17 protein-coding genes are annotated in these 19,935 nt (G+C 64.7%); 16 read left to right on the top strand and 1 reads right to left on the bottom strand.

The genetic code is table 11. The features are described 5' to 3' along the window. The first annotated feature begins 397 nt into the window (after nucleotides 1-397). From LH400_RS19895 to LH400_RS19820, 16 genes are all read left to right on the top strand, one after another. Nucleotides 398-2,185 (top strand): extracellular solute-binding protein, encoded by a 1,788-nt coding sequence (locus tag LH400_RS19895; RefSeq protein ID WP_229154965.1) that lies wholly within the window; start codon nucleotides 398-400, stop codon nucleotides 2,183-2,185. Further along, nucleotides 2,185-4,065: an extracellular solute-binding protein gene (locus tag LH400_RS19890; protein WP_229154964.1), complete on the top strand. Its 1,881-nt coding sequence runs from the start codon at nucleotides 2,185-2,187 to the stop codon at nucleotides 4,063-4,065. Before LH400_RS19895 ends, LH400_RS19890 begins: the two co-directional genes overlap by 1 nt. A gap of 162 nt (nucleotides 4,066-4,227) precedes the next feature. Further along, on the top strand, nucleotides 4,228-5,358 hold the full coding sequence (locus LH400_RS19885) for a microcin C ABC transporter permease YejB (RefSeq protein ID WP_229154963.1): 1,131 nt from the start codon (nucleotides 4,228-4,230) through the stop codon (nucleotides 5,356-5,358). Between the two features lie 61 nt (nucleotides 5,359-5,419). Continuing rightward, nucleotides 5,420-6,652, top strand: coding sequence for an ABC transporter permease (locus LH400_RS19880; protein ID WP_229154962.1), 1,233 nt, complete (start codon nucleotides 5,420-5,422; stop codon nucleotides 6,650-6,652). Between the two features lie 4 nt (nucleotides 6,653-6,656). Next, nucleotides 6,657-6,878, top strand: coding sequence for a DUF4131 domain-containing protein (locus LH400_RS19875; protein ID WP_229154961.1), 222 nt, complete (start codon nucleotides 6,657-6,659; stop codon nucleotides 6,876-6,878). Between the two features lie 3 nt (nucleotides 6,879-6,881). Beyond that, the gene (locus LH400_RS19870) at nucleotides 6,882-7,313 is read left to right on the top strand and encodes a type II toxin-antitoxin system VapC family toxin (RefSeq protein WP_229154959.1); all 432 of its coding nucleotides are present in this window, start codon (nucleotides 6,882-6,884) and stop codon (nucleotides 7,311-7,313) included. Then, nucleotides 7,310-8,398 carry a cation diffusion facilitator family transporter gene (locus tag LH400_RS19865; RefSeq protein ID WP_229154957.1) on the top strand — a complete coding sequence of 363 codons (1,089 nt, stop codon included), beginning with the start codon at nucleotides 7,310-7,312 and terminating at the stop codon, nucleotides 8,396-8,398. The genes LH400_RS19870 and LH400_RS19865 overlap by 4 nt, the downstream gene beginning before the upstream one ends. A gap of 32 nt (nucleotides 8,399-8,430) precedes the next feature. Beyond that, the gene (locus LH400_RS19860) at nucleotides 8,431-10,086 is read left to right on the top strand and encodes an ABC transporter ATP-binding protein (RefSeq protein WP_229154955.1); all 1,656 of its coding nucleotides are present in this window, start codon (nucleotides 8,431-8,433) and stop codon (nucleotides 10,084-10,086) included. Next, nucleotides 10,083-10,748, top strand: a complete 666-nt coding sequence (locus tag LH400_RS19855) for an NUDIX domain-containing protein (protein ID WP_229154954.1) — start codon at nucleotides 10,083-10,085, stop codon at nucleotides 10,746-10,748. The genes LH400_RS19860 and LH400_RS19855 overlap by 4 nt, the downstream gene beginning before the upstream one ends. Further along, nucleotides 10,745-11,686, top strand: a complete 942-nt coding sequence (locus LH400_RS19850) for a 2-hydroxyacid dehydrogenase (protein WP_229154952.1) — start codon at nucleotides 10,745-10,747, stop codon at nucleotides 11,684-11,686. The genes LH400_RS19855 and LH400_RS19850 overlap by 4 nt, the downstream gene beginning before the upstream one ends. 58 nt (nucleotides 11,687-11,744) lie before the next feature. Continuing rightward, complete coding sequence (locus tag LH400_RS19845; RefSeq protein ID WP_229154950.1) at nucleotides 11,745-12,137, top strand: AGROH133_08824 family phage infection protein; 393 nt, start codon at nucleotides 11,745-11,747, stop codon at nucleotides 12,135-12,137. Nucleotides 12,138-12,382: 245 nt separating this feature from the next. Beyond that, on the top strand, nucleotides 12,383-12,943 hold the full coding sequence (locus LH400_RS19840) for a F0F1 ATP synthase subunit delta (RefSeq protein WP_229154948.1): 561 nt from the start codon (nucleotides 12,383-12,385) through the stop codon (nucleotides 12,941-12,943). After that, entirely contained in the window at nucleotides 12,943-14,472 is a 1,530-nt protein-coding gene (gene atpA / locus LH400_RS19835) for a F0F1 ATP synthase subunit alpha (protein ID WP_229154946.1), read from the top strand. The genes LH400_RS19840 and atpA overlap by 1 nt, the downstream gene beginning before the upstream one ends. A gap of 71 nt (nucleotides 14,473-14,543) precedes the next feature. Then, nucleotides 14,544-15,422 (top strand): F0F1 ATP synthase subunit gamma, encoded by an 879-nt coding sequence (locus tag LH400_RS19830; protein ID WP_229154944.1) that lies wholly within the window; start codon nucleotides 14,544-14,546, stop codon nucleotides 15,420-15,422. A gap of 23 nt (nucleotides 15,423-15,445) precedes the next feature. After that, nucleotides 15,446-16,900 carry a F0F1 ATP synthase subunit beta gene (gene atpD, locus LH400_RS19825; RefSeq protein WP_229154941.1) on the top strand — a complete coding sequence of 485 codons (1,455 nt, stop codon included), beginning with the start codon at nucleotides 15,446-15,448 and terminating at the stop codon, nucleotides 16,898-16,900. A gap of 188 nt (nucleotides 16,901-17,088) precedes the next feature. Next, a complete protein-coding gene (locus LH400_RS19820; RefSeq protein WP_229154939.1) occupies nucleotides 17,089-17,493 on the top strand; it encodes a F0F1 ATP synthase subunit epsilon in 405 nt (134 codons plus the stop codon). A 337-nt stretch (nucleotides 17,494-17,830) separates the two neighbouring features. Here LH400_RS19820 and LH400_RS19815 read toward each other — a convergent pair whose 3' ends face one another. Further along, nucleotides 17,831-19,621 (bottom strand): methyl-accepting chemotaxis protein, encoded by a 1,791-nt coding sequence (locus LH400_RS19815; protein ID WP_229154938.1) that lies wholly within the window; start codon nucleotides 19,619-19,621, stop codon nucleotides 17,831-17,833. Nucleotides 19,622-19,935 lie beyond the last annotated feature (314 nt).

Below are 19,935 nucleotides of genomic sequence, written 5' to 3'. Positions count from 1 at the left end.
TGACCGAGTGAATCAAAAACCCCCGGCAATAGCCAGGGGTTTGTCAGCAGTCTGAGCCCCGGCCCCGCCGGGGCTTTTTCGTTTCGGCGCCCCGGAGGCCCGGCTGCCGAGCGGAGCCGGCCTGCGGCCGGTTCGGACGACCCGCACCCCATTACGCATTCGTCAGATGACAGCGGCACCGCAGGAAGGCCATAAAGGGATTGAATAATTCCCGCTGCCTTTCGCGCGACTGCAACCGCAACGGAGATGCCTCTTGCCGATCCTGACGCGCCTTCCCCGCCTCGCAGGACTTGCCGCCCTCGCCTGCGCCCTCTCGCTCTCGCCTGCCCTGGCGCAGGAAAGCGGGACCGGGACGACAAAGCCGGCACAGGCATCCGGCGGAGGCGATGCGCCGACGATGGGCGATTGGCAGACGTCGACCTCGCTGATCCAGCCGTCGAAATATCCGCCGGACTTCAAGCACTACGACTACGTCAATCCCGACGCGCCCAAGGGCGGCACGCTGAACCGCGCGGTCGTAGGCTCCTTCGACAGCTTCAATCCCTACGTCGTGCGCGGCTCGGCGGCGGCGGGCTTTCTGAATTTCGGCGGCGGGCTGAACTACGACACGCTGATGGAGCAGTCGACCGACGAGGCGGCGACCTCCTACGGCCTCATCGCCGAGGCGACGAAGTATCCCGCGGACTATTCCTCCGTCTCCTTCCGGCTCAATCCGAAGGCCCGCTGGCATGACGGGGAGCCGATCACCGTCGACGACGTGATCTGGAGCTTCAACACGCTGAAGGAGCTGCATCCGCAGTGGAACGCCTATTACCGCAACGTGGTGAAGGCGGAACAGACCGGGGATCGCGAGGTGACCTTCACCTTCGATCAGAAGAACAATCGCGAGCTACCGAACATCATGGGGGATCTGACGGTCCTTCCCAAGCACTATTGGGAAGGCGTGGACGCCAGCGGCAAGAAGCGGGACATCACGCAGCCGACCTCCGTGCCGCCGCTGGGGTCCGGTCCCTATCGCGTCGCGAATTTCTCCATGGGCAAGTCGATCGAATGGGAGCGCGTGCCGGATTATTGGGCCGCAGACAATCCGACTCGGGTCGGCCGCTACAACTACGACAAGATCGACTACGTCTATTTCCGTGATTCGAACGCTGCCTGGGAAGCGTTCAAGAAGGGCGGGCTCGACGATTTCCGGATCGAAAACTCGTCGCAACGCTGGGCCGAGGGTTATGATTTTCCGGCCGCAAAGAATGGCGAGGTGGTGAAGGCGACGGTCGATGACCACTCAGTCGCGAACATGCAGGCCTATGTCCTCAACAACCGGCTGCCCAAATTCCAGGATCGCAGGGTCCGAAAGGCGCTGACCCTGGCCTTCAACTTTCAGGAAATGAATCGCACTCTGTTCCACGGCTTCTACAAGCGGCTGGACAGCTATTTCGCCAATAGCGAACTCGCCTCGAGCGGGCCGCCGAGCGACCGCGAGCTGAAATTTCTGGAGCCCTTGCGCAGCCAAATTCCCGAGGAGGTCTTCACGAAGACCTTCACCCTTCCCAATTACGACACGCCGGGCGCGACGCGGACTTTTCTGAAGGAGGCATACGACCTCCTGAAGGAGGCAGGCTACAAGCGCAAGGGGACGGGGCTGGTAAACTCGAAGACGGGCGAGCCCTTCACCATCGAGATGCTCGGCGACGATCCGTCCGACAATCGCGTGCTCGAACCCTTCGCCCGCAATCTCGAACGTCTCGGCATCAAGGCGAGCGTCAGGATCGTCGACCAAAGCCAGTATATCGACCGCCTGCGCAATTTCGACTTCGAGGTCACGAGCCTTGCCTACTACCCGCAGTCGCTCTCGCCCGGCAACGAGCAGCGCGACTACTGGAGTTCCAAGGCCGCCGACAGCCCCGGCAGCCGCAACTATGCGGGGGTCAAGAATCCGGCGGTCGACCAGCTGGTCAACGACATCGTCTATGCCGAGGACCGCGAGGACCTGATGGCCGCGACCCATGCGCTCGACCGGGTCATGCTCTGGGAATATTATGTCGTGCCGCAGTGGTATAACGACAAGATGTGGCTTGCCTATTGGGACAAGTTCGGCATGCCCGAGGAGCAGCCGAGCTACACGTCCATCGATCCCTATGCCTGGTGGGTGAAGGGCAGCAAGGACACGGCGGCGGCCGACTGATGGCGACCGCCCTGACGCACCTCACCCGCCGGCGGTTCGGCCAGCTGGCGCTCGCGGCCGGCGCCGCGGCGGCCTTTCCCGGCAAGCCCTTCGCGAACGTTCCGGCCGACACGCCATTGCACGGCCTCTCGGTGTTCGGAGACCTGAAATACGGTCCGAACTTCACCGCATTCGACTACGCCGCGCCGAAAGCGCCCTCGGGCGGCGCGATGAACATCGCCCCCGCCTATTGGTTCTTCAACCAGTCGCCGCAGACCTTCGACACGCTGAACACCGTGGTTCTCAAGGGCAACGCCCCGCCGCGCATGGAATCCCTCTATGACGGGCTGATGACGTCCTCCATGGACGAGCCGGACTCGCTCTACTGCGCCCTGGCGCAAAGCGCTTCGGTCTCGCCGGACCGCGACGTCTTCACCTTCCGGCTGCGGCCCGAGGCGCGGTTCTCGACCGGCGCTCAGGTGACGGCGAAGGACGTCGTCTTTTCCTACGAGCAGCTCAAGGAGTTCGGCCATCCGAGCCTGCAAGTCTCGCTCAGGAACGTCGAGACAGTGGAGGCGGCGGGCGAGGCGAGCGTGCGCATCGTCTTCAACGGCCGCCAGGGCTTCGGCGACGCGCTCGTTGCGCTCGGCATGCCGATCCTGTCGGCCGCCTTCTTCGGCGGGCGCAACATCACCGAGGTCAGCGCCGAGGTGGTTCCGGGCAGCGGCCGCTATACGGTGGGGCGCTACGACTTTGGCCGCTTCATCGAATACGAGAAGCGACCCGACTATTGGGCGACGGACCTGCCCTTCGCGCGCGGCCTCGGCCATTTCCAGACGATCCGGATCGACTTCTTCCGCGACCGCCAGCCCGCGCTGGAAGCGTTCAAGAAAGGCCTGATCACCTTTCGCGAGGAGTTCACCACGAAGGACTGGGCGAACGAGTACGACTTTCCGGCCGTCCGGCGCGGGGCGGTGGTCAAGCGTGAATTCCCGGACGAGAAGCGCCCGACCTTTCAGTGCTGGGCGCTCAACCAGCGCCGCGAGCGCTTCGCCGACCCGCGCGTTCGCCGCGCCATCAATTTGTGCTTCGACTTCGAGTGGACGAACGCCAACCTGATGTTCGGCCTGCGCCAGCATTCGGATTCGCCTTTCCAGGGATCGGAATTCGTGGCGACCGGCACTCCCTCCCCGGATGAGCTCGCGCTTCTCGAACCCTTGCGTGGCAAGGTGCCGGACGAGGTCTTCGGCGAGGTGTGGGTGCAGCCGGTCAGCGACGGATCGGGGCGCGACCGCAAGATGCTGCGGGAGGCGTCCAACCTCTTCGCCGAAGCCGGGTGGAAGCGAAGTGGCAACCGGCTGGTCGATGCGTCCGGCGCACCCTTCGCACTCGAGTTCCTCACCCGAGGCCAGGAGCAGGCGCGCGTCTACGCCAAGATGACCGACACGCTCCGGCAGCTCGGCGTCGACGCCTCGATCCGTCTCGTTGACGAGGCGCAGTATCAGGACCGGCTCAACAGCTTCGACTTCGACATGGTGCTCGCCGCCTTCGGTCTCCTCGCGACGCCGACGCGCGAGGATATGTCCTTCTTCTTCGGCAGCGACGCCAGTGACAGGCCCGGGTCCAACAACTACCCGGGCATGGCCAGCGAAGGCGTGGATAGCCTGATCGCCGCCGTGGGAGCGGTCAGGAACCGCAAGGAACTCGTCACCGCGATGCGGGCCCTCGACCGGGTGCTGCGCTGGCGGCTGGACTGGATTCCCAACATCAACGCTCCGGTTCACTTCACCGCCTTCTGGGACATGTTCGGCTTCAAGCCGGACAAGCCGGACTATTTCTGGCCGGTCGAGCAGTTATGGTGGTTCGACGAGGACAAGGCCAAGGCGATCGGCAAGGCCTGAGCAAGGCCGCGCACCCACGGTCGGCCTCGGCCAGGGTGAATCCGGGCTGGTCGGCAAAGCGGCAACGGGTTTTTGCGTTGTGCGAGGCGAATGGTTAACGAGGGCGAGCCGCACCGGCGGTGAACGGCGAGACCTCAAGAATTCGGAGACGATTCCCCCGTCATGGGCGCCTATATCCTCCGCCGCGTTCTGTTGATGATCCCCACCTTGCTCGGGATCATGGCAATCTCCTTCCTCGTCGTGCAGTTCGCGCCGGGCGGGCCCGTCGAACAGGTGATCGCGAGCCTGCAGGGAGACGCTGGCGGCGCATCGGCCCGCGTTTCGGGCGGTGGCGGCGACTTCTCCGGCGCCCAGTCCGGCGGCGAGAGTTCCGGCTATCGCGGCGCGCAGGGCCTCAGCCCGGAATTCCTGGAACGTCTCAACAAGCAGTTCGGCTTCGATAAGCCGCCGCTCGAGCGCTTCGGCCTGATGATCTGGAATTATAGCCGGTTCGATTTCGGGGAGAGCTACTTCCGGTCGATCTCGGTCTGGGACCTGATCCTCGAGAAGATGCCGGTGTCGATCTCGCTCGGCATCTGGATCACCCTCCTCTCCTATCTGATCTCGATCCCGCTCGGCATCCGCAAGGCGCTGAAGGACGGCTCGACCTTCGACGTGTGGACCTCCGGCGTCGTCATCGTCGCCTATGCGATCCCGGGCTTCCTCTTCGCGGTCCTCCTGATCGTCCTCTTCGCCGGCGGCTCGTTCTTCGACTGGTTTCCGCTGCGCGGCCTGTTGTCGGACGGCGTCAGCGGCGCCTGGTGCGCGCCCTGGTCGGCGAAGTTCGACGCGGGCGCCTGCGTGACCCGCACAATCCCCGACTATTTTTGGCACCTGACGCTGCCATTGATCGCGCTGTCGCTCTCGGCCTTCGCCACGACGACCCTGCTCACCAAGAACTCGTTCCTCGACGAGATCCGCAAGCAGTATGTGACGACCGCCAGGGCCAAGGGCCTCAGCGAGAACCGGGTGCTCTACGGCCACGTCTTCCGCAATGCCATGTTGATCATCATTGCCGGCTTTCCCGGCGCCTTCATCTCCGCCTTCTTCACCGGCTCGCTGCTGATCGAGCAGATCTTCTCGCTCGACGGGCTGGGTCTCCTAGGCTTCGACAGCATCTATCAGCGCGACTACCCGGTGGTCTTCGCCACCCTCTACATCTTCTCGCTGATCGGCCTGGTCACGACGCTCATCTCCGACCTCACCTATACGTGGATCGATCCGCGCATCGATTTCGAACGGCGGGAGGTCTGAGCATGGCTCCGAAAAGTGGGAACCGGTTTTCGGGTAAAGCCGTGCGGCGGGGGGCCTGAGCATGGACGAGACGCTGAAGGACCGCCTGAAGGCCGACGAGCGTAATCGCGAACTGCCGGACGAGCGCGCCGACGCTATCGCCGAGGAGCAGACGAGCGGCATCGCCCAGCTCGCGCCGGAATCGGAATTCACCAAGCGGCCGCGGCTGTCGCCGCTCAACCAGCGGCGCTGGCAGAACTTCAAGGCGAACAGGCGCGGCTTCTGGTCGCTGTGGATCTTCGCGGTCCTGTTCGTCGTCACGCTGTTCGCCGAATTCGTCGCCAACGACAAGCCGCTTTTGATCGACTACAAGGGCGAATTCTACTATCCGATCTTCGTCGACTATCCGGAGGAGGTTTTCGGCGGGTTCCTGCCGGTCACCGACTACCGCGACCCGTTCGTCCAGGACGAGATCAACGCCAATGGCTGGGCGATCTGGCCGCTGATCCGCTATTCCTACGGCACGGTGAACAACGAGATCCCGAGCACAGCACCGTCTGCGCCCTCATGGATGATGTCCAAGGCGGATCGATGCCAGGCCTATCCGAAGGGTGTCGACGATCCGAATTGCACCTTCGGCAACATGAACTGGCTCGGCACCGACAATCAGGCGCGCGACGTTCTCGCGAGGCTGATCTACGGTTTCCGCATCTCGGTGCTGTTCGGCCTCACCCTCACCATCGCCTCGGCCCTGATCGGCGTCTCGGCGGGCGCTATCCAGGGCTATTTCGGCGGCTGGGTCGACCTTCTGTTCCAGCGCTTCATCGAGATCTGGTCGTCGATTCCGGTACTCTACCTCCTGCTGATCATCGCCGCGATCCTGCCGCCGGGCTTCTGGATTCTGCTCGGCATCATGCTCCTGTTCTCCTGGGTTGCCTTCGTCGGCGTCGTGCGCGCCGAGTTCCTCAGGGCCCGGAACTTCGAATACGTCAATGCGGCACGAGCCCTCGGCGTCGGCGACTGGACGATCATGTTCCGCCATCTCCTGCCGAACGCCATGGTGGCGACGCTGACCTTCCTGCCCTTCATCCTCAACGGCTCGATCACGACGCTGACCTCTCTCGACTTCCTCGGCTTCGGCCTGCCCCCCGGCTCGCCCTCGCTTGGCGAACTCCTGGCGCAGGGCAAGAACAACCTGCAGGCGCCCTGGCTCGGGTTTTCCGGCTTCATCGTGCTATCCTTGATGCTGTCGCTGCTCGTCTTCATCGGCGAGGCGGTGCGCGACGCCTTCGATCCGAGGAAGAGCTTCGGGTGAGCCGATGACCGAGTTGAAGAAGATCATCCTTGACGACTATCCAGTCGAGAACCTGCCGGAAGACATGCGTCAGGACTTCGAGCCGGGCGAGCGTGTCAGGGTGACGGTCGAGCCCTACCGCAAGGAGCCCCGTTATCTGCGGTTCCACGGGATAGCTGCCCACAAGAAGACAACGATCGAAGAGGCCGTCGCACGAGTCCGCGCGCTGCGCGACGAGTGGGACTAGATCATGGCGCGGTGGATCGTCTATCTCGACGCCAACGCACTAATCAGCTTCATCGAGCGTGATGACGATCCCGTCGTGCGCCTGTTCGATATGGTCGGGTCAGGCGCGACCCGGCTCTTCACCAGCGAACTCGGCCTTTCCGAAGTTCTTGTCGCGCCGCTTCGCGATGGAGATTCCGCCCTGGCATCCGCCTACGAAGAATTCCTTATCAGCGACGAGAGCCTGACCGTCCTGCCGATCAATCGGGCAATTTTGCACGACGCCGCAAGGCTGAGAGCGACCTTTGGCGGCAAGACGCCCGACGCGATCCACGTCGCGACAGCGCCCTCCTGCAATTGCAACATCATCCTCTCGTTCGATCAGCGGCTGAGGACGCCCGAAGCTATCACGCGGATAGCAGTGGAGGATGCCGGCAACTGGGACAAATGGCCATGACCGAACACGACCATACCGACCACTCCCACGACCACCACCACGGCCACTCCCATTCCCACGGTTTCGGCGGTCATGCCCACGGCGCCAATGAGAAGCGGATGGCGATCGCCGCGGGGCTGACGGGCGTCTTCATGCTGGCGGAGGTCGTCGGCGGCCTTCTCTCCGGCTCGCTCGCCCTCCTCGCCGATGCCGGTCACATGCTCACCGACTTCGCGGCGCTCAGCCTCGGCTGGGTCGCCTTCCGCCTTGCGCGCCGCCCGGGCGATGCGGAGCGGACCTATGGCTATGACCGCTTCGAGGTACTCGTCGCCTTCGTCAACGGCCTCGCCCTGTTCCTGATCGCCGGCTTCATCGTCTACGAGGCGGTCGAGCGGCTAATGGCGCCGAGCCAGGTCCTCGGCGGAACCATGCTGGCGATCGCCGTCGCCGGCCTCGTCGTCAACATCGCGGTCTTCTTCATCCTGCACGGCGGTGACCGCGAAAACCTCAACGTGCGCGGCGCGGTCCTCCATGTCATGGGCGATCTCCTCGGATCCGTCGCGGCGATCGCGGCGGCGGTGGTGATCCTCCTCACTGGCTGGTTTCCGATCGACCCGATCCTGTCGGTGCTGGTCTCGCTAATCATCCTCGTCTCGGCCTTCAGGCTGGTGCGCGATGCCGGCCAAGTCCTCCTCGAAGGTACGCCTAGCGATGTCGACGCCTCAGGAATCGCGCCGCACCTCGTCGACACGGTGGACGGCCTGCGCGAGGTCCATCACGTCCACGCCTGGTCGATCACGCCGCAGCGTCGCATGGCGACCCTGCATGCCTGCATCGATGCCGAGATCGACGGGACACTGGTGACGCGCGCGATCAAGAAGGAGCTTAACGAGCGCTTCGACATCAGCCACGCGACCGTCGAGATCGAGTGGGAGATCTGCGCGGACGATCGCGCGCCCGCATGCGCGGACGCCGCGACGCCGCCGCACAAGCTCGCTGCTTCCGAGGAAGGGCGATCCGCGGGCACCCTCGCCCGAGATACCGCCGACAAGCATAGCCATTCGCATCGGCGCGCCACCTTCGGGCCCTTCCCGGCGACCGCCTGACACCTGCCGCAACGCGAAAGGATCGCTGCGCCTTGACCAAACCGAAGCCCGCTGCACCCGCCTCCGATGCGCTTCTGTCGGTGCAGGACCTGTCTGTCGCCTTCAGCCAGGGCGGCAGGACGATAACCGCGGTCGACCAAGTTTCCTTCGAGATCCGCAAGGGCGAGACCCTGGCACTCGTCGGCGAATCGGGATCCGGCAAGTCGGTCTCGGCGCTGTCGATCCTGAAGCTCCTGCCCTACCCCGCCGCCAGCCATCCGAGCGGCGCGGTGTTCTTCGACGGCGACGATTTGATCGCCGATGATGACCGCAAGCTGCGGCAGGTGCGCGGCAATCGCATCTCGATGATCTTTCAGGAGCCGATGTCCTCCCTGAACCCGCTGCACACGATCGAGCGGCAGGTCGGCGAGGTGCTGAAGCTGCATCGTGGCTTCGGCGACAAGGAGGCGCGCCAGCGCACGCTGGAACTGCTCGACCAGGTCGGCATCCGCAATGCCGAAGAGCGGCTCGGCGCCTATCCGCATCAGCTGTCGGGCGGCCAGCGCCAGCGTGTGATGATCGCGATGGCACTGGCGAACGAACCGGATCTCCTGATCGCCGACGAGCCGACGACGGCGCTCGACGTCACCGTCCAGGCACAGATCCTGGAACTCCTGAAGGCCCTTCAGGCCCGCCATGGAATGGCGATGCTGTTCATCACCCATGATCTCGGCATCGTCAGGAGAATCGCCGATCGGGTCTGTGTGATGTATCGCGGCAAGATCGTCGAGGAGGGACCGACGGCGCGCATCTTCGCGGACCCGCAGCACGCCTATACGCGCCATCTCCTCGCGGCCGAGCCGAAGGGGCGTCCGCCCGCCGCCAACGAGAATGCGCCGGTCGTTATCGAGGCGAAGGATCTGAAGGTCTGGTTTCCGATCCGGACCGGCTTCTTCCGCAAGACGACGGGCCATGTGAAGGCCGTCGACGGCATCGACATCGCCGTGCGCGCCGGTCAGACGGTCGGCGTCGTCGGGGAATCCGGCTCGGGCAAGACGACGCTTGGCCTCGCGCTCTGCCGCATGATCTCCTCGCGCGGCGCGATCAGCTTCGACGGGGCGCGGCTCGACGACCGCTCCTTCAAGGGGATGCGGCCATTGCGCGAAAAGATGCAGATCGTCTTCCAGGATCCTTACGGTTCGCTCTCGCCGCGCATGTCGATCGCCGATATCGTGTCCGAGGGCCTGACGATCCATGAGCGGGGCCTGACGGCTTCGGAACGGGACCGCAGGGTGGTCGCCGCACTCGGCGAAGTCGGGCTCGACCCTCAGACCCGCTTCCGCTTCCCGCACGAATTCTCGGGCGGGCAGCGCCAGCGCGTCGCGATAGCGCGGGCCATGGTGCTCAATCCGCGATTCGTGATGCTCGACGAGCCGACCTCGGCGCTGGACATGAGCGTCCAGGCGCAAGTCGTCGACCTCCTGCGCGACCTGCAGAAGAAGCACAATCTGGCCTTTCTGTTCATCAGCCATGACCTGAAGGTCGTTCGGGCGCTGGCCAACGAGGTCATCGTCATGCGAAACGGCGTCGTCGTGGAACGTGGCCCGGCGGACAGGATCTTCGACGCGCCGCAAACCGACTATACGAAAGCGCTGATGGCGGCGGCCTTCGACATCGAGGCTGCGCCGACGGGAGTGGTATCGCAATGACCGCCGGCCATTATCGAGACCAGCTGAGCGATCAGCCGCTGGGATTCGCCCTAGAGAGCAACGACCTTCTGCACGATGGCTTTCGCCAGTTCCGCGCGGTCACGCTCAGCCACGACGCGCTCGACGGCGAAACGACGATCGGTCCGATTCGCAGGGAATATCTGGATACCGGACCGGTCGCGGTCATCATTCCCTATGACCCGGAGCTCGATGCGATCGTCGTCATCCGGCAGTTCCGGGCGGTCGCGGCCCTGAAGCTGCCCAATCCCGCAATGCTCGAGCTTCCAGCCGGCATGGTCGACGACGGCGAATCGATCCAGGTGGCCGCGGCGCGCGAACTCGAAGAAGAGACCGAACTGGCGCCGCGGGCGATCGAGCGCTGCTTCAGGCTGTTGCCGACACCGGGCCTGACCAGCGAGGAGGCGGTGGTCTTCCTCGCCATCGTCGATGCGTCGAACCTCGGCAAATCGGCCGGCAAGGCAGACGAAGACGAGGATATCCGGCCGATCCTGGCGAAGGTGGACGACCTCGTCGCCGCCGTCGACGACGGCTGGGTCGAGAACGGCTATCTCGTCGCCTGCACCCACTGGTTCGCCCGCAGGGGACGGCCGCGCGCGCAGGCGCTTCTCGGCACGCTTCCCGAGGAGGACGAGGCACGATGACGATACTCCTGTCCGTCACCGGTTTCGATCCGACGCGCTGGCTCGCCGCCATGAAGGCCGCGGGCGGGGACGAGGAGATCGTCCTCGAGCCGCAGGCCGCCGGCGATCCCGCGATCCGCTACGCTGTCGTATGGAAGCAGCCGCCCGGCCTCCTCGCCACCCTGCCGAATCTCGAGGCGATCTTCTCCCTGGGTGCCGGCGTCGACCACATTCTCGCCGACAAGGCGCTTCCCGATGTTCCCATCGCACGGATCGTGGCGGACGATCTTACCGGCCGTATGAGCGAATACGTCGTCTGGCGGGTTCTCGACCACTTCCGGCGCGGGCGCGCCTATCGCCAGCAGCAGGCGCAGCGGATCTGGCACGAACGCCTGCAGCCGGCGGCCCGGGACGTCACGGTCGGTATCATGGGCTTCGGCGCGCTCGGACAGGATGCGGCCGAGAAGCTGAAGGTCCTCGGTTTCAAGCTCGCGGGCTGGAGCCGCAGCGAGCGACAGACGCCGGGCGTCGAGACCTTCGCCGGCCAGGAGGGCCTTCAGCCCTTCCTGGCGACCACCGACATCCTCGTGGTCCTCCTACCGCTGACTCCCGAGACGCGCGGCATCATCGATGGAAAGCTTCTGTCCGGCCTGAAGCGGCAGACGCCGCTCGGCGGCCCGGTTCTGATCAATGCCGGACGCGGGGCCCTGCAGGACGAGGCAGCGATTCTCGATGCCCTAGACCGCGAGGTCCTCATGGAAGCCTCGCTCGACGTCTTCACCGTCGAGCCTCTGCCCGCCGCCTCGCCGCTCTGGGGCCATCCGAGGATCTTCGTCACTCCGCATGCGGCCGCGCTGTCCGATCCCGATTCGCTGGCGCCCGTCGTCGTGGAACAGATCGCGGCCCACAAGCGCGGCGAACCGCTGAAACATCTGGTCGACCCCGGCGCCGGCTATTGATCCGTCGCCGGCGGGCGCGGCTTGCCTTCCCACCGTTCAACATCCAGCGAGGCACCCGATGGATTTCGCCCTGCCGACGACCAATGCCGGCTGGCTGCCCTTCGCAGCCGGCTGCGTCACCATCTTCTTCGGCCTGTGCGCACTCTTTGCGCCGGGGCTCACCATGCGCGCCCTCGGCGTCGCACCGAGCGCCGGACGTGCGGATGCCTATGCCGCTGCGCGCGCGAATCTCGCCGGCTTCTGGCTCGGCGTCGGCATCGTCGCAGCAGCGCTCTACGATCAGCCTTTCGTTCAGCTCGCCCTCGGCGCCGGCTGGATCTTTTCCGCCTTCGGACGATTCGTCTCTTTTCTCTCTGACGGTCGAAGCGCCTTCGGGGTCATCGCCTTCCTCGTCGAACTCGCCCTTGCGGCCGCGGCTCTGGCGCCTGCCTTCGGCTTTATCTCGAACTGATCTTGCCAGGCCCTCGCGGCGTCAGGTCGCGGCGATGAGAACCCCTTGATCGCCGGCGAATTTGCCGGACCGAAGCGTGTTGTCGCCAAGAAAGGCCTATGCTAGACGATCCCTGTCTCGGGAGGCGGCACAGCGGCCCTGTCGCTGCCTTCTTTATTTTTACCTTCGGTTTCAAGGATTTGGAGCGTTCTTGCTTCGGCGACGCAACGGGGCCTTGAACGGAACGCGAAGAGAAACGGTCGTCCGTGGCACAATCATCCTCTCCCGTCTCGGGAGTCGCAGACCGCTACGCCCAGTCCCTGTTCGATCTCGCCCTCGAGGAAGGGGCGGTGGAAACGGTGGAGTCCGAACTTTCGGCCTTCCAGACCCTGATCGACGAGAATGCCGATTTCCGCCGGCTGGTGGTCAGCCCGGCCTTCTCGTCTGACGATCAGCTCCGGGCGATCGACGCGATCGTCAAGGACGTGAAGCCGAGCGAACTCACCGGCAATTTCCTGCGCGTGGTCGCCTCCAATCGCCGGCTCTTCGTTCTTCCGGGCATGATTCGGCGCTTTGCGCAGATCGCCGCCGATCATCGTGGCGAGATCCAGGCCGACGTCGTCAGCGCCTATGCGCTCAACGACGAGCAGCGCCGTGAACTGGCCGAGACGCTCGGTTCCTATGCCGGCAAGACCGTGACCATGCGCGAGAGTGTTGATCCCTCGATCCTCGGCGGCCTGATCGTCAAGATGGGGTCCCGGCAGATCGACACCTCGCTTCGCACCAAACTTAATTCGCTCAAGCTTGCACTGAAAGAGGTCGGCTGATGGACATCCGCGCCGCGGAAATTTCCGCAATCCTCAAGAACCAGATCAAGAATTTCGGCAGCGAGGCGGAAGTCTCGGAAGTCGGCCAGGTTCTGTCGGTCGGTGACGGTATCGCCCGCGTCTACGGCCTCGACAACTGCCAGGCCGGCGAGATGCTGGAGTTCCCCGGCGGCATTCAGGGCATGGCGCTGAATCTGGAATCCGACAATGTCGGCGTCGTCATCTTCGGCTCCGACCGCGACATTAAAGAGGGCGACACGGTCAAGCGCACGGGCGCGATCGTGGAAGTGCCGGTCGGCAAGGGCCTGCTCGGCCGCGTCGTCGACGGTCTCGGCAATCCGATCGACGGCAAGGGCCCGATCGAGAGCACCGAGCGCCGCCGCGTCGACGTCAAGGCGCCCGGCATCATCCCGCGCAAGTCGGTGCACGAGCCGATGTCTACGGGCCTCAAGGCGATCGACGCGCTGATCCCGATCGGCCGCGGCCAGCGCGAGCTGGTCATCGGCGACCGCCAGACCGGCAAGACCGCGATTCTTCTGGACACCTTCCTCAACCAGAAGCCGGCGCACGACGAGAACCGCGAGAACGAAAAGCTCTACTGCATCTACGTCGCCGTCGGCCAGAAGCGCTCGACCGTTGCGCAGTTCGTGCGCACGCTGGAAGAGCGCGGCGCGATGGAATATTCCATCGTCATCGCCGCCACCGCCTCCGAGCCTGCTCCGATGCAGTACATCGCGCCCTTCACCGGCTGCGCGATGGGCGAGTATTTCCGCGACAACGGCATGCACGCCGTGATCGGTTATGACGACCTGTCGAAGCAGGCCGTCTCCTACCGCCAGATGTCGCTGCTGCTGCGCCGTCCGCCGGGACGCGAGGCCTATCCGGGCGACGTCTTCTACCTGCATTCGCGTCTGCTCGAGCGCGCGGCAAAGATGAGCGACGAGCACGGCGCCGGTTCGCTGACCGCCCTGCCCGTCATCGAGACGCAGGCGGGCGACGTGTCGGCCTACATCCCGACCAACGTGATCTCGATCACCGACGGCCAGATCTTCCTTGAGACGACCCTGTTCTACCAGGGTGTCCGCCCGGCGGTGAACGTCGGCCTGTCGGTCAGCCGCGTCGGCTCCTCGGCCCAGATCAAGGCGATGAAGCAGGTCGCCGGCTCGATCAAGGGCGAGCTCGCCCAATATCGCGAGATGGCCGCGTTCGCGCAGTTCGGTTCGGACCTCGACGCCTCCACGCAGCGCCTGCTCAACCGCGGCGCACGCCTCACCGAGCTTCTGAAGCAGCCGCAGTTCTCGCCGCTGAAGACCGAGGAGCAGGTCGCGGTGATCTTTGCGGGAACGCAGGGCTATCTCGACAAGCTGAAGGTCGATCAGGTGGGTCCGTTCGAACAGGGCCTGCTGAACTCCATGCGCACCGAGCACAAGGGCGTCCTGGAGCAGATCGCGACCGAGAAGGCGCTGACGGACGAGATCCGCGGCAAGCTGAAATCGGCCATCGACAGCTTCGCCAAGAGCTTCGCCTGAGCCATTATGACGCGCTCTGAGCTTCGCCCGCGATCGGGCGAAGCCGCGCCAGCGGGAGACTGCGCCACACCATGGCATCACTGAAGGACCTCAGGAACCGCATTGCGTCGGTCAAATCCACGCAGAAGATCACCAAGGCCATGCAAATGGTCGCGGCGGCGAAGCTGCGCCGGGCCGAGGAGCGGGCTGGGGCTGCGCGGCCCTATGCCGATCGCATGGCCTCGGTTCTCGCCAACATCGCCTCGGCGATGGAGGGGGACGGACCGCCGCTGATGGTCGGCACCGGCAAGGACGACACGCATCTGCTCGTCGTCTTCACGGCCGAGCGTGGACTGGCCGGGGCGTTCAACGCCTCGATCGTCAAGCTCGCCCGCCAGCATCAGCGCCGGCTCGAAGCCGAAGGCAAGACCGTCAAGTTCCTGGCGGTCGGCAAGAAGGCGTGGGATCTCATGCGCCGCGATCTCTCCTCGAAGGTCGTCCATCGGACCGACTTCCGCGAGGTGAAGAACGTCGGATTCGCGGAGGCGGACGGTCTCGGCGAGACGATCATTGAGATGTTCGGCAAGGGCGAGTTCGACGTCTGCTCGATCTTCTACTCGGCCTTCGAAAACGTCATCACGCAGACGCCGACGGCCCAGCGGATCATTCCGGCGACGATCGAGGCCGAAGCCGGCGGCGAAGCCAAGGGTGCGGTTGCCGTCTACGATTACGAGCCGGAGCCGGGCGAGATCCTGGAAGCGCTCGTTCCGCGCAACATCAAGGTCCAGATCCTGCACGCGCTGCTCGAAAACGCCGCGTCCGAACAGGGCGCGCGCATGAGCGCCATGGACAACGCGACGCGCAATGCCGGCGATATGATCGACAAGCTGTCGATCTCCTACAACCGCCAGCGCCAGGCGCAGATCACGACGGAACTGGTCGAAATCATTTCGGGCGCCGAAGCGCTCTGACGCAATCGAGAGGAGGCCAATCGATGGCTGACACAGACAATCAGGGCCGCAATGTCGGCCGCGTCGCCCAGGTGATCGGCGCTGTCGTCGACGTCGAGTTCGACGACAACCTGCCCGCGATCCTGAACGCGCTGGAATGCGACAACCACGGCATGAGGCTCGTCCTCGAGGTCGCGCAGCATCTCGGCGAGAACACCGTGCGCACGATCGCGATGGACCTCACCGAGGGTCTCGTCCGCGGTCAGGACGTCATCGACACCGGCGAGCCGATCCGCGTGCCGGTCGGCGACGGAACGCTCGGTCGCATCATGAACGTCATCGGCGAGCCGATCGACGAGGTCGGGCCGATCTCCTACGACGAGAAGCGCGCGATCCACCAGTCGGCTCCGGCCTATATCGAGCAGTCGCCGGAGAGCCAGATCCTCGTGACCGGCATCAAGGTCATCGACCTGCTCGCGCCCTATGCGCGCGGTGGTAAGATCGGCCTGTTCGGCGGCGCAGGCGTCGGCAAGACCGTGCTGATCCAGGAGCTGATCAACAATGTCGCGAAGGCGCACGGTGGCTACTCGGTGTTCGCCGGCGTTGGCGAGCGCACGCGCGAGGGCAACGATCTCTACCACGAAATGATCGAGTCCGGCGTGAACAAGGACCCGCACGAGCACGACGGATCTGCCGAAGGCTCGAAGGCCGCCCTCGTCTATGGCCAGATGAACGAGCCCCCGGGAGCCCGCGCCCGCGTCGCGCTGACCGGTCTGACGATCGCCGAGCACTTCCGCGATCAGGGCCAGGACGTTCTGTTCTTCGTCGACAACATCTTCCGCTTCACCCAAGCGGGTTCGGAAGTGTCGGCGCTGCTCGGACGTATTCCTTCGGCGGTGGGCTATCAGCCGACGCTCGCCACCGACATGGGGCAGATGCAGGAGCGCATCACCACGACGACCAAGGGCTCGATCACCTCGGTGCAGGCGATCTACGTTCCCGCGGACGACCTGACCGACCCGGCGCCGGCGACCTCCTTCGCCCATCTGGACGCGACCACGGTTCTCAACCGCGCGATCTCGGAAAAGGGCATCTACCCGGCGGTGGATCCGCTGGACTCCACCTCGCGTATGCTGTCGCCGATGATCATCGGCGAAGAGCACTACAATGTCGCGCGGCAGGTCCAGCAGGTGCTGCAGAAGTACAAGTCGCTGCAGGACATCATCGCCATTCTGGGCATGGACGAGCTGTCCGAAGAGGACAAGCTGACCGTCGCCCGCGCCCGCAAGATCGAGCGTTTCCTGTCGCAGCCCTTCTCGGTCGCCGAGGTGTTCACCAACACGCCGGGCCAGCTGGTGGCGCTCGAGGACACGATCAAGTCCTTCAAGGGCCTGGTGAACGGCGAGTACGACCATTTGCCGGAAGCGGCGTTCTACATGGTCGGCTCGATCGACATGGCCGTGGAGAAGGCGCAGAAGCTGGCGCAGGACGCAGCCTGACAGGCGGCGGATTGGCGTCCCGCCTTCACGGGACGCAATCACATGAACCTGTCCGTGGTCGCAGAAGTGGTCACGGACGCTCCCTGACGTCGAAAAGCGGCAGTCCCGCCGGCCTTCGTGACCGGCCTGCCAGGACAGGTTCGAGGCGGCGGTGCGCCGCTTCGATGTCGCCATGAAAGAGACGCCCGATGGCCGATAGCTTCCAGTTCGAACTCGTCTCCCCCGAGAAGCTCCTGATCTCCGAGGCCGTGACGTCGGTCAACGTGCCGGGCTCGGAGGGCTATTTCACAGTGATGGCGCGCCATGCGCCGATGATGACGACGGTCAAGCCCGGCGTCGTCGTGGTCACGCCGGAGAGCGGCCAGGAGCAGCAGATCTTCGTGCGCGGCGGCTTTGCCGACGTCAACGAGAAGGGCCTGACCCTGCTCGCGGAACATGCGACGCCGGTCGCCGAGGTCGATCGGGCCGAGCTCGACCAGCAGATTCGGAATGCGGAAGAGGACGTCGCGGATGCCTCCGATCCCGAGGCGAAGGCGAAGGCCCAGCATGATCTCGATCAGTTGAAGGAAGCCCGGGCCGGACTTCCGGCCTGAGTTTCCGGCGCCAGAATCGCCCTCCTGTCGGCGCCGCGCGAGGTTCCTTCGGGGCGCGCCACAAGAGGCGCGGCAAGTTCGGCGGGATTCCGGACATCAAGTCGATCGATCGACCGGCGGCGGCAGACTGGGCCTTGACCCTCTCGTCCTGACCATCGGCAGCCGAGCATCAGAGATCTACAAACGAGGAAGCCCCCGAACCAGTGAACTGGCTTCGGGGGCTTCCTCGTTTCAGTGCATCGGACGGTCACGCCGGATGGCTGCTCCGGCCTGCTTCGCTGGGGAGCGAGGAGCGGCTCCCCGCTCTTCGGCCCCGTGCTCTCGCGCCGTCAGCCGGTCAGAACTCTGCCCAGCCTTCTTCTGCCGCAACCGGCTTCTTGGCAGCACCGCCACTGCCGACGTTGCGCATCTGTCTGAGGGGCCGCGCGGGCGAGGCTGCCTTGGCGGACGGAGCCGGTCTGCGTGCTGCCGCCGGAGCCCCGCCGCTGACATCGAAGCGCAGCATCAGCTGGGTCAGCTTTGAGGTCTCGCCCATGAGGTTGTTCGCGGCCGCCGTGGTCTCCTCGACCATCGCCGCGTTCTGCTGGGTCACCTTGTCCATCTGGTCGGCGGCGGTCGAGACCTCGCGCAGGCCGATCGCCTGCTGCTCCGCATTCTTGGCGATGGCGCCTACGACGTTGCTGACGTCGCCGACCTGCGCCACGATCTCCTCGAGTGACTTACCGGAGGCTCTGACGAGGTTCACGCCGTCCTCGACATGGACGGTGGAGGCCTGGATGAGCCCCTTGATCTCCTTGGCGGCCTCTGCAGAGCGCTGCGCCAGGGCACGCACTTCCTGGGCGACGACCGCAAAGCCCTTGCCCGCCTCGCCGGCTCTGGCCGCCTCGACGCCTGCATTGAGGGCCAGGAGGTTGGTCTGGAAGGCGATTTCGTCGATGACCCCGATGATCTGGTTGATCTTCTGCGACGAATTCTCGATCTGGCTCATCGCCTCGATCGCCTTGGTGACGACCACGCCGCCGTTCTCGGCGTCCTTGAGCGCCGCGGCCGCCGCACCGTTCGCCTTGATCGCGTCGGCTGCGGTGTTGTTGATGCCGCGGGTCACCTCGGACAGGGCCGCGACCGTCTCTTCGAGGCTCGCGGCCTGCTGCTCGGTGCGGTGAGAGAGGTCGGCGGCCGCGGTGTTGATCTCGTCCATGCCTTCGCCGATCAGGCCGGTCGCCTGCTTGACCTGGCGCATCGCGTCCTCGAGGCCATCGAGCGCGGAATTGTAGTCCACGCGGAGCTTGTCGAGCTCGGGCGTCAGCGACTTGGTGATCCGGCGATCGAGCTGGCCTTGCGAAAGCGCGCTGAGGGCGCTGGCGATCTCGGCTACCCCCTTCACCCGCTCCGTGACGTCGGTCGCGTATTTCACGATCTTCGTCACCTTGCCGTTTGCATCGAGGATCGGGTTGTAGGAACCCTGGATCCAGACGTCCCGACCGCCCTTGCCGATCCGGTGGAATTCCGCCGCCTTGTATTCGCCCCGCCTCAGGCTCTCCCAGAACTGGGCGTATTCCGCGCTTTCCCGATAGCTCTGGTCGACGAAGATCTGGTGGTGCTTGCCCACAATCTCCTGCGCCTCGTAACCCATGACCTTAAGGAAGTTCTCATTCGCCGCGACGATCTTGCCGTCGACGGTGAACTCGATGATCGCCTGGGCGCGGCAGACGGCCGTCATCTGTCCCGAATAGTCGAGATTGAGCAGGCGCTCCTTAGCGTCGGACCATTCCACCACGAAGCCGATGATCTGCGACTTCTCCCGCAGCGGCGTGACAAGCAAGTCGAAGACCCGCCGCCCGACGCGGATGGTCGCGTTGTGCGGCTGCTGCAGCCGGCTCAGCATATTGCGCTGATGTCCCGGGTTCTTGTGGAAGATGTCGATGTTGCTACCGACCAGCGTGGCGGTGCTGAAGGCGGGCAGCTCGTTGCGCAGCTCGGGCTCGGCCTCCTTGAGCAGCTTCATGAGCTCGGGATTGAGATAGGTGATCCGCAGATCGCGATCGGCGATCATCACGTTGGTGCGAAGCGCCTCCAGGGCGGCGAGCTTGGCGGTCTCTTCGCGACCGCGGAAGACAGAAAGTGACATCCACTTTATCCTGAATTTTGCTTGGACAAGGCCGGTCGCAGACCGACTTCGTCAGCCTTCCGCATCTTATGCGCCGCTCCGATTTCAGGATGAACTTTTCAGCTTAATCTTGAGTAAATCGCCTCCGCGCGCCCCTTGTATATTCCCCACCCTAAAAGATCATACGGAATGAAAGTTTCGATGCAAGACCATAAGCAAAACATTGCTTGCGCAGCTGAGAGACCGTTTGAGAAAGGTCTCAATGGCTGATGCGTCGGAGCAGGAGGCTTCCCATGGCGACATGGATCATGGCTTCCGAGACGTCGATGCGCTGT

Origin of the sequence: Jiella soli (assembly GCF_020615385.1) — a bacterium.
Lineage (GTDB): Bacteria > Pseudomonadota > Alphaproteobacteria > Rhizobiales > Rhizobiaceae > VKMB-3413.
Note: the sequence above shows the minus strand (reverse complement) of the source record. Positions and strands in the feature narration are given on the sequence as shown.